This is a genomic window from Nocardioides sp. Root140, from assembly GCF_001426745.1.
In the GTDB taxonomy this organism is placed as follows: Bacteria; Actinomycetota; Actinomycetes; order Propionibacteriales; family Nocardioidaceae; genus Nocardioides.
The window spans coordinates 636,839-649,289 of sequence record NZ_LMFI01000010.1 but is presented as its reverse complement, the minus strand read 5'-3'; the positions used below and the strand labels follow the sequence as shown (position 1 = coordinate 649,289).

16 protein-coding genes are annotated in these 12,451 nt (G+C 68.1%); 7 read left to right on the top strand and 9 right to left on the bottom strand.

From position 1 onward, the window contains the following. The first annotated feature begins 4 nt into the window (after positions 1–4). On the top strand, positions 5–718 hold the full coding sequence (locus ASD30_RS13490) for a hypothetical protein (protein WP_156393647.1): 714 nt from the start codon (positions 5–7) through the stop codon (positions 716–718). 64 nt (positions 719–782) lie between these two features. Here ASD30_RS13490 and ASD30_RS13485 read toward each other — a convergent pair whose 3' ends face one another. Beyond that, positions 783–1,277 carry a MarR family winged helix-turn-helix transcriptional regulator gene (locus ASD30_RS13485; RefSeq protein ID WP_056682156.1) on the bottom strand — a complete coding sequence of 165 codons (495 nt, stop codon included), beginning with the start codon at positions 1,275–1,277 and terminating at the stop codon, positions 783–785. A gap of 96 nt (positions 1,278–1,373) precedes the next feature. On the opposite strand from ASD30_RS13485, the gene ASD30_RS13480 reads away from it, so the two are divergent. Genes ASD30_RS13480 through ASD30_RS13470 form a run of 3 tightly spaced genes read left to right on the top strand, consistent with a single transcriptional unit; the run spans position 1,374 to position 3,088 of the window. Continuing rightward, positions 1,374–2,147, top strand: a complete 774-nt coding sequence (locus ASD30_RS13480) for a trans-aconitate 2-methyltransferase (protein ID WP_056682154.1) — start codon at positions 1,374–1,376, stop codon at positions 2,145–2,147. Next, positions 2,144–2,533 carry a VOC family protein gene (locus ASD30_RS13475; protein WP_056682150.1) on the top strand — a complete coding sequence of 130 codons (390 nt, stop codon included), beginning with the start codon at positions 2,144–2,146 and terminating at the stop codon, positions 2,531–2,533. The genes ASD30_RS13480 and ASD30_RS13475 overlap by 4 nt, the downstream gene beginning before the upstream one ends. A 24-nt stretch (positions 2,534–2,557) precedes the next feature. Continuing rightward, positions 2,558–3,088: a TIGR03086 family metal-binding protein gene (locus tag ASD30_RS13470; RefSeq protein ID WP_056682147.1), complete on the top strand. Its 531-nt coding sequence runs from the start codon at positions 2,558–2,560 to the stop codon at positions 3,086–3,088. Here the strand turns inward: ASD30_RS13470 and ASD30_RS13465 are convergent, their stop codons facing one another. Beyond that, a complete protein-coding gene (locus ASD30_RS13465; protein WP_235530166.1) occupies positions 3,089–3,733 on the bottom strand; it encodes a TetR/AcrR family transcriptional regulator in 645 nt (214 codons plus the stop codon). A gap of 59 nt (positions 3,734–3,792) precedes the next feature. On the opposite strand from ASD30_RS13465, the gene ASD30_RS13460 reads away from it, so the two are divergent. Next, positions 3,793–4,821, top strand: a complete 1,029-nt coding sequence (locus ASD30_RS13460) for a hypothetical protein (protein WP_056682141.1) — start codon at positions 3,793–3,795, stop codon at positions 4,819–4,821. A gap of 10 nt (positions 4,822–4,831) precedes the next feature. Here the strand turns inward: ASD30_RS13460 and ASD30_RS13455 are convergent, their stop codons facing one another. Next, the gene (locus tag ASD30_RS13455; protein WP_056682139.1) at positions 4,832–5,794 is read right to left on the bottom strand and encodes an acyl-CoA desaturase; all 963 of its coding nucleotides are present in this window, start codon (positions 5,792–5,794) and stop codon (positions 4,832–4,834) included. Between the two features lie 122 nt (positions 5,795–5,916). Between ASD30_RS13455 and ASD30_RS13450 the strand changes: the two genes are divergently transcribed. Continuing rightward, the gene (locus tag ASD30_RS13450) at positions 5,917–6,387 is read left to right on the top strand and encodes a hotdog fold domain-containing protein (protein WP_056682136.1); all 471 of its coding nucleotides are present in this window, start codon (positions 5,917–5,919) and stop codon (positions 6,385–6,387) included. A gap of 3 nt (positions 6,388–6,390) precedes the next feature. On the opposite strand, the gene ASD30_RS13445 is transcribed toward ASD30_RS13450, so the two are convergent. The 6 genes from ASD30_RS13445 to ASD30_RS13420 form a co-directional block, all read right to left on the bottom strand. After that, on the bottom strand, positions 6,391–7,359 hold the full coding sequence (locus tag ASD30_RS13445; RefSeq protein WP_156393646.1) for a hypothetical protein: 969 nt from the start codon (positions 7,357–7,359) through the stop codon (positions 6,391–6,393). Further along, positions 7,353–7,949 (bottom strand): hypothetical protein, encoded by a 597-nt coding sequence (locus tag ASD30_RS13440; protein WP_156393645.1) that lies wholly within the window; start codon positions 7,947–7,949, stop codon positions 7,353–7,355. Before ASD30_RS13440 ends, ASD30_RS13445 begins: the two co-directional genes overlap by 7 nt. Positions 7,950–8,044: 95 nt before the next feature. Next, on the bottom strand, positions 8,045–8,923 hold the full coding sequence (locus ASD30_RS13435) for an amino acid ABC transporter permease (RefSeq protein ID WP_056682128.1): 879 nt from the start codon (positions 8,921–8,923) through the stop codon (positions 8,045–8,047). Beyond that, the gene (locus ASD30_RS13430) at positions 8,920–9,567 is read right to left on the bottom strand and encodes an amino acid ABC transporter permease (RefSeq protein WP_056682125.1); all 648 of its coding nucleotides are present in this window, start codon (positions 9,565–9,567) and stop codon (positions 8,920–8,922) included. Before ASD30_RS13430 ends, ASD30_RS13435 begins: the two co-directional genes overlap by 4 nt. Before the next feature lie 66 nt (positions 9,568–9,633). Beyond that, on the bottom strand, positions 9,634–10,503 hold the full coding sequence (locus tag ASD30_RS13425) for a glutamate ABC transporter substrate-binding protein (RefSeq protein WP_056682121.1): 870 nt from the start codon (positions 10,501–10,503) through the stop codon (positions 9,634–9,636). 78 nt (positions 10,504–10,581) lie between these two features. Then, positions 10,582–11,358, bottom strand: a complete 777-nt coding sequence (locus ASD30_RS13420) for an amino acid ABC transporter ATP-binding protein (protein ID WP_056682118.1) — start codon at positions 11,356–11,358, stop codon at positions 10,582–10,584. A 106-nt stretch (positions 11,359–11,464) separates the two neighbouring features. Between ASD30_RS13420 and ASD30_RS13415 the strand changes: the two genes are divergently transcribed. Beyond that, the gene (locus ASD30_RS13415) at positions 11,465–12,445 is read left to right on the top strand and encodes an aldo/keto reductase (protein WP_200951151.1); all 981 of its coding nucleotides are present in this window, start codon (positions 11,465–11,467) and stop codon (positions 12,443–12,445) included. The last annotated feature ends 6 nt before the right edge of the window (positions 12,446–12,451 follow it).

The following is a 12,451-nucleotide window of genomic DNA, read 5'->3' as shown; positions in this document are numbered from 1 at the left end:
GGGCATGGACCTGACCGAGGACGCCTTCCGGGCCCTGGCGCGCAGCTCGCCGTGGCTCTGGCAGAGCCTGCACTTCACTCGTCACGGTGAGGAGCCGGTCGAGGCCTGGGTGAACCGGCCCGGTGAACTGCGAGTCGTCGATGCCGACGGCCGACAGACGATCGAGCGCGAGGACCTGGGGCAGGCTCGAGGCGTGGTCTGGATGTCGTCCACGGCCGACGGCGGGCCCCAAAGGACGCCAGAGATCATCCACCGCTGGCCGCACGAGGTCGAGCCGGTACGGCGCTCCGACGGGCTGGTTGCCTCGAGGCCGGACTCGTTCGCCCAGGAAGGCGATGACTTCGTCTCGATCGACTACGGCGACCCGATGTACACCAACTACTTCTGGGTGGCGATGCTCGACCCGCGCGAGCTCTCCGAGTCCACGACGATCAGCGACCTGAGGGTCGACACGCACCACGGCCGTCCCGTGTGGCGCGCGCGGATCAGGCCCGTCGAGGGCTATGACCCGACGTGTGGGTGCTGTGCGCTGCTCTGGTCGGAGATCTCCGACCGCGACGAGTACGACGACTGGGAGCCGGATCCGGAGCGGTCCTACCCCTCGGCGTACGACGTGGCCCTGGACGTGCGCACCGGTGTCGTCGTCTCACTCGAGCCGATCGACGGGGAAGGCTCCGCACTGGACCTGGAGATCCTCGAGGTCGACGGGGGCCGGTGACGTGCGGCAGGTCGGGCAGAACTGGCGACAGGTCACCGAGAACTGGCGACAGGTCGATGGAAGTTCACGACGGGTCGGCGAAGGGGACCATCAGGCGACGGAGCAGGGTGGCGAGTTGCTTGCGGTCGCGGGCCGAGGTGTCACCGAGCAGGTCGCGCTCGGCCTCGAGGAGGGCGGCGAACGCGCCGTCGACCGTCGTACGTCCTTCGGGGGTCAGTCGCACGAGCACGCCGCGCCGGTCGTTCGGGTCGGGGAGGCGCTCGACGAGGCCGCGCGCGGTCAGCCGGTCGACGCGGTTGGTCATCGTGCCGGAAGTGACCAGGGTTTCCTTGATCAGCTTGCCGGGGGAGAGCTCGTAGTCGCCGCCCGCGCGCCGCAGGGCGGCCAGCACGTCGAACTCCCACGACTCGATGTCGTGGTCGGTGAAGGCGGTCCGCCGCGCGAGGTCGAGGTGGCGCGCCAGGCGACTGATCCGGCTGAACACCTCGACCGGGCCGAGGTCCAGGTCGGCGCGTTCGCGTGCCCAGGCATCGACCAGGTCGTCCACTTCGTCGCGCATGGCAGCATCGTAACGGATCGTCAAGAATCTTGACATCGAGACATAGGCGGAGTCAGAATGAAGTGTCTTGACGTCAAGATAAATCGAGGAGTCGCGATGAGCCACCAGTGGAGTCCCGAGCAGTACCTCACCTACGCCGACGAGCGCGGCCGCCCCTTCGTGGAGCTGGTCCAGCGCATCGGCGCCGAATCCCCAAGCAGGGTGGTCGATCTGGGCTGCGGACCCGGCAACCTGACTGCGCTGCTCGCCCAGCGGTGGCCGGCTGCCGAGGTCACCGGCGTCGACTCGAGTCCGGAGATGATCGAGCGGGCCCGGAGGGACGCGCCCGGCATCGACTTCGCCGTCCAGGACCTGCGCGAGTGGGTCACCTCCGGCCCGACCGTCGACGTGCTGGTCTCCAACGCCACCCTGCAGTGGGTGCCCGGGCACCTCGACCTGCTGCCGGACCTCGTCGACACGGTGGCCCCCGACGGCTGGCTCGCCTTCCAGGTGCCGGGCAACTTCGGCGAGCCGAGCCACACGATCCGCACCGAGATCGCCGACCAGGAGAAGTACGCCGCACACCTCGCTGGCGTGGCCGTACCCTCCTCGCACGATCCGGCGGTCTATCTCGAGAAGCTGGCGGCGCTCGACTGTGAGGTCGATACGTGGGAGACGACGTACCTCCACGTGCTCACCGGGGAGGACCCGGTCTTCACCTGGGTGACCGGAACCGGCGCCCGGCCCACCCTCCAGGCGCTGCCCGACGGCCTGCGCGAGGAGTTCGCCGAGGAGTTCCGCACCCGGCTGCGCGCGGCCTACCCCGAGACGCCGTACGGCGTCGTCCTGCCGTTCCGGCGCATCTTCGTCGTCGCGAGGAGGTCGGCATGAGACTGCACCACGTCCAGGTTGCCTGCCCACCCGGCGGGGAGGTCGGAGCCCGCCGGTTCTACGGCGAGGGGCTCGGCATGACCGAGGTCGAGAAGCCCGCCGAGCTGGCGAAGCGCGGCGGCTGTTGGTTCCGTGCGTACGACGACCGCGGGGAGACCGCCGCCGAGATCCACGTGGGGGTCGAGGACCCGTTCGTCGCTGCGAAGAAGGCACACCCTGCCCTTCTGTTGGACACCATCGACGAGCTCGAGGACGTCGGCGCCCGCTTGCAGGCTCTGGGGTTCGACGTCGACTGGAACGAGCGCGGGACGTTCGCCGGCCACCTGCGCTTCCACACCCGTGATGCCCACGGAAACAGGGTCGAGGTCCTCACGCCGGCCCACTAGTGTGGGTGGCGAGGAGGCACCGCCATGACATCACCATCCGGTTCCATCCAGACCCTGTCCCGAGCCATCGACCAGGCCGGTGACGTGCTCGCCGCCGTCCACGAGGACCAGTTCGCCGACCCGACGCCGTGCTCCGACTGGGACGTCTCTCGCCTCGCCGCGCACCTTGCGGGAGCGCCCGCGAAGTTCCTGGCGGCGGCCCGTGGTGAAGAGGTCGACTGGTCGAACGACCCGCCTCTCGGGGTCGAGTGGGCCTCGTCGTTCCGTGCGGCGGGTGACGACCTGATCCACCACTGGCACGAGGTCGGTGAGGACGGCGACGGTCCGCCGGCGCCGATGTCCGTGGCGGAGCTCGCCGTGCACACCTGGGACCTCGCCAAGGCCATCGGCTGGGAGCGTCAGCTCGACGAGGGCGTGGCGCAGTGTGGGCTCGACTTCATGTCGGCCTCTCTGACCGACGAGCTGCGCGGCGAGGCCTTCCAGCCGCAGGTCGAGGTGGCCGACGACGCGTCTGCCGTGGACCGCCTCGCGGCGTTCGCCGGGCGCCAACCCTGATCAGTCCTCGCTGAACAGCTTGGGCTTCTTCTCCAGGCCGCTGAGCCCGTTCCACGCCAGGTTGACCAGGTGTGCTGCGACCACGCGCTTGTCGGGCTTGCGGTCGGCGGAGAGCCACCACTGGCCCGTCGTGCCGACCATGCCGACGAGCATCTGGGCATACATCGGCGCGGTCTTGTGGTCGAGGCCGCGCTTCTTGAACTGGTCGACCAGGATGCCTTCGACCCGGCTCGCCGTGTCGCCGATGATCGACTGGAAGCTGGCGCCCTGCGAGCCCATGGGGGAGTCGCGCACCATGATCCGGAAGCCGTCGGGCTGCTGGTCGATGTAGTCGAGCAGGGTGAGCGCCGCCTGCTCCATGAGCGCGCGCGAGGTGCCGGAGGTCAGGGCGCCGCGCATCATGCCGAGAAGGTGGGTGACCTCGCGGTCGACGACCACGGCGTACAAGCCCTCCTTGCCGCCGAAGTGTTCGTAGACCACCGGCTTGGAGACCTCGGCGCGGCTGGCGACCTCCTCGATCGACGTACCGTCGAAGCCGCGCTCGGCGAACAGGGCGCGGGAGATCTCGATCAACTGCTCGCGGCGTTCGGCCGCGGTCATCCGGCTCCGGGGTGCGGACTTGCGGGAGCTGTTCGAGGTGGCCACCGGTCCATCTTCGCAGTTCGTTCGGTTTGGCCGACCCGGGTGAGGGAAGATCCTGTTCCATGAACGTGTCTGGATCCCGGCGTGGTGCCCTCGCCCTGGTGGTCGCCGGTGCGCTGCTGGCTGTCCTTGGCTGCAGCGCCCAGGCCGGGTCGGACGATCCCGCGGGACACTCCCAGGACGGTGCGGCCAGCCGCAGTGCCGCGGCCGAGAAGGCGCGGCACGCCCCTGTCGACCCGTGTCGCCTGCTCTCGGTCGCCGACCGGTTCTCCGTGATCGGTGCCGAGAAGGTGACCGGCATCGGCGCCGAGATGGAGCCCGGCGACTCGCGCCTGGTCCGCTGCGTCGTCACCGGCAACGACAGTGTCGCGATCATCTACTACGGCTACAGCTTGGTGCCCGGCCGGAAGTTCGCGGCCAACCTGCGGGACAGGGCCGACTACAGCGGGAAGCTGATCACCATCAACGGCGTGGGGGACGAAGCGCTCTACCTGCGCGACACGAAGTACGGCTTCGACGCCTGGGCGCGGAAGGGTGACTACACCGTGTTCGTCGGCTCGGGCTGGTTCCGGGGCGACCGGACGACCGCCGAACGGCTCCTGAAGACGCTGCTCGACCAGGTGACGCCGGGGATGCACGAGCATCCGATCAACGTGCCGCGCACCTGCCCGTCGCCGGACTCGAAGTTGGTCACGGACGTGGTCGGTCAGGTGCAGTACGCCGTCGGCCACGACCGCAACCAGAAGCTGCTCTGCACGTACGCCGGGAAGCGGGTGCGGGTGTCGCTGTCGACCGCGCGGAGCACCCTGAAGAAGGTCGCGCGCAGCTACTCGGACGCGCAGGCAGCGCCCACCTTCGGCGTCGACGAGTCCGTGGAGTTCAAGATCGTGCCCGACTCGGTGACTTCGCTGGAGCCCTCCGAGTACGGGCCGTGGGCCACCACCTACGTGCTGAAGCCGCCGTTGTTGATCCGCGCCTCGATGAGCGCGGCGTCAGACCTGGACGACGACGCAGAGGTCACGTTCGACCAGGCGGCGTTCCGTCGGGTCAACGAGACGTGGGTGCGCAACCGCGTCGCGAAGGGGCGGTAGCAGGTCCTGCTCAGGCAGCGGCCTGCTGGTTCTTGACCAGCTTGGCCTCGATGCGTTCCTTGACCGGCCAGCGCACGTCGTCGACCCATCCGAGCTTTTCGAAGACCCAGATGACCCGGGCGGAGACGTCGAGCTGGCCGCGCTGCACGCCGTGCCGGGCGCAGGTCGGGTCTGCGTGGTGCAGGTTGTGCCACGACTCGCCGCCCGAGGGGATGGCCAGCCACCACACGTTGGAGCTCTTGTCGCGCGAGATGAAGGGGCGATTGCCGACCGTGTGGCAGATCGAGTTGATCGACCAGGTGACGTGGTGCAGCAGGCCGACCCGCACCAGAGAGCCCCAGAAGAACGCGGTCAGGGCGCCGGCCCACGACATGGTGACCAGACCGCCGATGATCGGCGGGATGGCCAGCGAGAGCAGCGTCCAGAACCAGAAGTCCTTCGAGATGCGGACCAGGTCGTTGTCCTTCATCAGGTCGGGGGCGTACTTGCGCTGCGGGGTCTGCTCCTCGTCGAAGAGCCAGCCGATGTGGGCGTGCACCATGCCCTTGGTCAGCGCGCGCATGTTCGTGCCGTACTTCCACGGCGAGTGCGGGTCGCCGTCGCGGTCGGAGAACTTGTGGTGCTTGCGGTGGTCGGCCACCCAGCGCACCAGCGGACCCTGCACGGCCATCGAACCCGCGATGGCGAGGCCGATCTTCACTCCGCGGTTGGGCTTGAACGACTTGTGGGTGAAGAGTCGGTGGAAGCCGACGGTCACGCCGAGCAGGCCGATCCAGTACATCGTCACGGCGATGCCGACGTCGAGCCAGCTCAGCCAGCCGCCCCAGGCGATGGGTACGGCGGCGAAGAGTGCGACGAACGGCACCAGGATGAACAGGGCCAGCGTGATCTGCTCGAGGCGGGACTGCTCGTCTCCGCCGCGGGTCGCGCGGTCCGCGGTGTCGAGGGCCGGGCCGGTCTGTGTTGCGGTCAAGGTGGCTCCAGGATCGGTGATTCTCTACCGACTCAACCGTAACCTACGGAGCCGTAGGTTGGGCAGCCCGCTGTGGCGCGGACAACACTCGCGGATCCATTACCTACCGGTAACATGAGGGCATGGTGACGATCCAGGACATGTGGAACAAGGCCTCTGCCGTACCGATGGGCAAGAAGGCGTTCTCGCTCGCGTTCAGTCAGAAGGCGCCGTACTTCGCGACGATCCGGCCGACCTTCCAGGTGGTGAAGCCCAACCACGTGGAGCTGACCTTCCCCAAGCGCCGGGCCGTGCACAACCACATCGGCACCGTGCACGCGATCGCGCTGTGCAACGGCGCCGAGGCGGCGATGGGTGCACTGGCCGAGGTGACGATTCCCAAGGACAAGCGGTGGATCCCCAAGGGGATGGACATCAACTACACCGCCAAGGCCGACTCCGACATCACGATCATCGCGGAGACCGACCCCGAGCAGTGGACCGGCGACGACCCCGACCTGCACGTGCGGGTCAAGGCGGTCACGACGTCGGGTGTCGAGTGCTTCAACGGCGTCATCAAGCTCTGGGTGACCCCGAAGCCGCCGAAGGGCTGACGGTCAGTCGACCTCGGTCACCAGCGACTGGGACTGGGCAACCACGAGTACGTCGCTCCACACGGCGCCGACGGGGTCGATGGCGCCGCGGGCCTGACCGTTGAACGACCAGGTGAGGCCCCACTCCGTCTCGGCGGTGACCTGGTGCTCCCCGGGCCTCTGGAATGCCAGCGTGCAGGTGCTCGAGGCGCCCGGAGCCCAGGCCGTTCCCGTGTCGTCGCACGCCACCGAACCTGCCCGGCCGGCCGAGAACGCGACGCGGTCCAGGGTCGCGTCGACCCGCACGGAGTTGTTGCCCGCAGTCGCTGCGACGTATCCGGAACCGGTCGGGTCGCGCAACCAGAACCACGTGTCGAGGTTGACCAACGTGTCCAGGTTCCCCGTGATGTCCGGGTTGTAGTCGAAGGCCGGCTCGGGCATCGTCATCGAGTCGGTGGCCGCCTTGAGCAGCACCTCCGGGGGCACCGGCGGGACGGGCGGCTGCTCGCCGGCCTCGACGTAGACCCCGGTGTTGTTGAGGAAGTAGTTCAGCGAGAACTTGTCGAACTCCTGGAAGTTCTCGAAGCTGTCCAGCATGGTGCACGTCGGGACGTACCAGCGGCCCTCGGTGTCGTTCTTGTGCTGCTTGTAGCCGGCGTACGGCGCCCAGGGCTCGGGGTTCCACTCGTCCCAACCAGCCCCGGTGATGGTGCCGTCCTTGATGCCGTCGAAGTACTCCTTGCCGGTCCACAGTGGGGTCCGGTAGCAGGGAACCGGCACCGAGACTGTCGTGCTGCCGCCGCCCGACCCGGGGCTGCCGCCGCGGACCAGGGAGCCGGTGACGCTGACCGTGACGGTGCCGTTGCCGGGATTGTCCACGCAACCGACGTTGGCCCCGTCGCACGCGCTCGCCGACTCCATCGTTGCGCCCAGGGCCACCAGGCCGAAGGCGGCGACGGTGGCTGCCATGGGGATGCGAAGCGAAGTCAGCATGATTCGTCCAAGGTGGTGTAGTCGGTCAGAGTCCAGGCACCACCGGTGCTGGACAGGGTCGCGCGGCCGCGGACCCTCTCGCGGCCTTCGACGGGCCGCTTCTGCCCCTTCGTGACCAGGGACAGGTCGGTGGCGTCGGTGCACAGGGAGAGCACCGCCTGGCGCGCGCTGAAGCCGTCGAAGTCGACGCTGATCCGGGCGATGCCCGAGTAACGCGTGTCGGTGCTCGTGAGGTGGGCGACAGTGGAGGTCATGACGTCGACCACGGACGGTGCGGCGTTGTCGGTGATCAGGGGGTTCAGCTTCGCGGTGCGGCTCAGCTGGCGCTGACCGCGCTCGTAGGCGACGTACGTCTCGAGGGCCTCGCGCTTGGCGCCGGTCGCCTCGGGCAGCTTGGTGAACTCCAGCCCGACGCTGCGGTACGTCGTCGGGATCTCCGCCGCGCCGGAGCCGTCCGAGGAGTCGTCCCTGGCTGTCTCGCTGGACGAGGCGCTGGGAGAATCCGACAGGTCGAGACGGTCGTCATCCGAGTCGGAGTCGTCCGAGCAGCCGGCCGTGGCCAGGCACAGCACCGCGCACAATGTGGCCACGGATGCCCGAGCGTTCCTGTGCACGTGTCCCCCTGAGATGTCTAGAGCTCCCGCATGGTATCCCGGTGATGCCCGATGTCAGAAGCCGTGAAACCTCAGGCGCCGCCCCCGGTGTTCGCTTCGATGCCCGTGTCGCGCCGGGGCGCGGTTGCCGCCTTCTTGTTGCCGCGGCGGGCCAACCAGCTGGCGAACTGCGAGATCGACATGTTCACCGCGACGTAGATGACGGCTCCGGCGATGAAGATCGGGAAGAGCACCTGGCTGCCGAAGAGGACCCCGTCGTTGGTGACTTGCCCGCCGTAGAAGTTGCGCAACTCCCTGACTGTCGTGAGCAGTTCCGTGTAGGTGACGATGTAGCCGAGTGAGGTGTCCTTGAGCAGCACCACGATCTGGCTGACCAGGGTGGGCAGCATGATGCGCACGGCCTGGGGGAACTCGATGGCCCGCAACGTCGCCAGCGGCGTCAGGCCGATGGCCAGGCCGGCCTCACGCTGACCACTCGGCAACGCAGCCACGCCCGACCGCAGGATCTCGGCGATGATGCTTCCGTTGTAGAGGGTGAGCCCGATGACCACGGCCGTGAACGGGGAGACGTCGGTCCAGATGACGAACGGGAAGTACATCAGCAGCAGCACCGGGAGCCCGCGGAACACCTCGGTGAACACTGCGGCCGGCCAGCTCAGCACTCGGGTGGGCGAGAGGCGCAGGGCGGTGAGCACTGCGCCGAGGAGCACGGCGAGGACTGCGGAGAGAGCCGCCGCCTTCAAGGTGGCCACCAACCCGCGTCCGAGGGCGTCCCACACGTCGGGGTAGGTCAGCACCTCCCACACGTGGGAGCCGATGATGCCGTTGTCGGAGAGTCGCTTGAAGCCGAGGCCGAGGAGCGCGAGGACGAGCAGTCCGCCGATGATGCTGCCGATCAGGATGCGCCGCCGGGCGCGCGGCCCGGGTACGTCGTAGAGGACGGAGGTCATCGCGCGATCGCCACCTTCCGCTCGAGCTGACCGGCGGCGATGCCGGCCGGGATGGTGATGAGGAGGTAGAAGAACGCGACGCCGCCGAGGAACCACAGTCCGTCGGAGGGGTAGCGGAGGTTGAGGTCGCGCCCGCTGGCGAACAGCTCGGTGACGAAGAAGCCGGCCGCCACGCTCGAGTTCTTGGTCAGCGCGACGAAGATGTTGATCAGCGGCGGGATGATCGTGCGCATCGCCTGGGGCAGGATCACCGTGCTGATGCTCTGGGTGAACGTCATGCCGATCGCGCGCGCTGCCTCGGCCTGACCGGTCGAGACGCTGTTGATGCCGGAGCGGACCGCTTCGCACACGAACGCCGCGGTGTAGACCGAGAGCGCGACGTAGGCGCTGGTCTTGAACTCCACCAGGATGTCGACCTGCGGCGCCACGAAGACCATGAAGAAGAACACCAGGGTCAACGGCGTGTTCCTGACGATCTCGACGTACGCCGCACCCAGCCAGCGCAGCGGAGGGATCGGCGAGACCCGCATGGTGCCCAGGATCGTCCCCAGGATCATCGCGGCAACGGCTGCCACCATCGTCAGCTGGATGGTGGTCCAGAATCCTTCGAGGATCGGGTCGAGATTGTCGACCAGCTTGTCCATCGTGCTCCTTCACACGGGTCGTCCCGGGATGGCTCCCGGGACGACCAGCGTCGGCTCAGGGCCAGATCAGTAGCGGTCGACCTTGGGGAACTCGGTGGGCAGCTCGAGCACGGTGCCCGCCGTCTTCTTCCACGCGGCTTCCCACTCGCCGTTCTCGTAGGAGTCCTCGATCACGGTGTTGATGAACTCGCGGAACTCGTCGTCGCCCTTCTTGAGGCCGATGCCGTAGGGCTCCTCGGTGAACGGCTCGCCGGCGAGCTTGAAGTCGCCCTCGTTCTGCGCGACGTAGCCCGAGAGGATGACGTTGTCGGTGGTGAGGGCGTCGACCTGGCCGTTGCGCAGCGGCTCGAGGCAGTCGCTGTACTCGGCGGGCAGCTCGAGCTTCACGTCCGGGTAGTTGTCGGCCATGTTCTGCGCCGGCGTCGACCCGCGGGCGCTGCACACGGTCTTGCCCTTCAAGTCGTCCGGGCCGTTGATGTCGTCGTTGTCGGCCTTCACCATGAGCATCTGGCCGGCGTTGAAGTAGGGGCCCGCGAAGTCGATCTGCTTCTTGCGCTCGTCATTGATCGTGTACGTCGCGATCACGATGTCGACCCGCCCGTCGGCGATGGAGGTCTCGCGGATCTCGGAGGGGGTCGCCACCCACTCGATCTTGTCGGCCTCGATGCCGAGCTTGGCGGCGATGATCTTGCCCATCTCGACGTCGAAGCCCTCGGGGTCACCCGAGGGGCCCTTGAGTCCGAAGAGCGGCTGGTCGAACTTCGTGCCGATGGTGATCTTCCCGGCGTCCTGGAGCTTCGCCATGGTGGTTCCCTCGGCGAAGTCGCTCTTCTCGACGTCGGCCACACCCTTGTCGGCCTTGTCCTCCCCGCAGGCCGACAGGGTCAGCGCCAGGCTGGCTGCCACGAGGACTGCTTTCCATTTGGTCGCGCGCATTGCTGCTCCTCCATTGTGGTGGCCGGGTCCCCGGCACGGGTTTCGATGCTGTGCAGATTGAGCTGTGCAGTTCTTGGGTCAGTGCTTGAGGATCTTGCCGAGGAAGTCCTTGGCGCGATCGGACTGCGGGTTGGTGAAGAACTCCTCGGGGGTGTTCTCCTCGACGATCGCGCCGTCGGCCATGAAGATGACCCGGTCGGCCGCCGTACGGGCGAAGCCCATCTCGTGGGTGACCACGACCATCGTCATGCCCTGCTTGGCCAGGTCGACCATGACGTCGAGGACCTCCGCGATCATCTCGGGGTCGAGCGCCGAGGTCGGCTCGTCGAAGAGCATCACCTTGGGGTCCATCGCGAGCGCCCGGGCGATCGCCACGCGCTGCTGCTGGCCACCGGAGAGTTGAGCGGGATACTTCGCGGCCTGGTGGCCGATGCCGACCCGGTCGAGGAGCTCCTTGGCGCGCTTCTCGGCCTCGGCCTTCTTCTTGTTGCGGACCTTGATCGGCCCGAGCGTGACGTTCTGGAGGATCGTCTTGTGCGCGAAGAGGTTGAAGCTCTGGAAGACCATGCCGACGTCGGCCCGGAGGGCGGCCAGCGCCTTGCCCTCTTCGGGGAGCGCCTTGCCGTCGAGGGTGATCGACCCCTTCTGGATGGTCTCGAGCCGGTTGATCGCGCGGCACAGCGTCGACTTGCCCGACCCGGAAGGCCCGATCACGACGACGACCTCGCCGCGTTTGATGGTCACGTTGATGTCCTGCAGCACGTGCAGGTCGCCGTACCACTTGTTCACGCCGTCGAGCACGACGAGCGGTTGACCGGTCGCTGCCTCGGTGGCCCCGTGTTCCGTCACAGTCATCCCAGTAACGTAGCGGTTTCCGGGCGGTCGCGGCCACAACTTCGCGCGCCTGTGGAGACTGAGACCGAATCGTGTCTCGCGCGAGAGGTGTGACTAGCATCTGAGCATGAGCGACATGAGCCACCACCGTCTCGGCGACTCGGGTCTGGTGGTCTCCGCCATCGGCCTGGGCTGCAACAACCTCGGGCGCGAGAACACCGCGACGTACACCCAGGAAGGCACCGACGCGTTGATCGGTGCCGCCCTCGACTCGGGGGTGACGTTCTTCGACACCGCCGACTCGTACGGCGCGGAGGGTGGACTGTCCGAGACGCGGCTCGGCAAGGCGCTGGCCGGCCGGCGCGACGAGGTGGTCGTGGCCACCAAGTTCGGCATGGACGCCCGCGGTGCCAACGGCCCGGACTTCGGGGCGCGCGGCTCGCGGCGCTACGTGATCCAGGCGGTCGAGGCCTCCCTGCGCCGGCTCGGCACCGACTACATCGACCTCTACCAGTTCCACACCCCCGACCCGTTGACCCCGATCGACGAGACGCTGGCCGCGCTCGACACCTTGGTGAAGTCCGGCAAGGTTCGCTACCTCGGGCACTCCAACCGGGCCGGGTGGCAGATCGCCGAGGCCGAGTTCGCGGCGAGGGAGCTCGGGGCCGAGCGCTTCGTCTCGGCGCAGAACCACTACAACCTGCTCGATCGTCGCGCCGAGCTCGAGGTGCTGCCGGCGTCACGCGCCTACGGCCTGGGCGTCCTGCCGTTCTTCCCGCTGGCCAACGGCCTGCTCACCGGGAAGTACTCCGACGGCTCGGTGCCGGAGGGGTCCCGGCTGGCGAGTCGCCCCGCGGTGCTGGAGAACGCCGACTACGCGCAGCTGAAGGCGTTCGGTGCCTACGCCGCCGAGCGCGATCTCGACGAGGTGACCGTGGCGTTCTCGTGGCTGCTGGCCCAGGACCCGGTCGCCTCGGTCATCGCCGGAGCGACCACGCCCGAACAGGTCCGTCAGAACGCTCGCGCGCGTGGATGGGTGCCGAGCCTCGACGACCTCGCCGCCCTGGACGAGATCTTCACGCCGGCGGCCAAGATCGCGCCCTTCTGACCGATC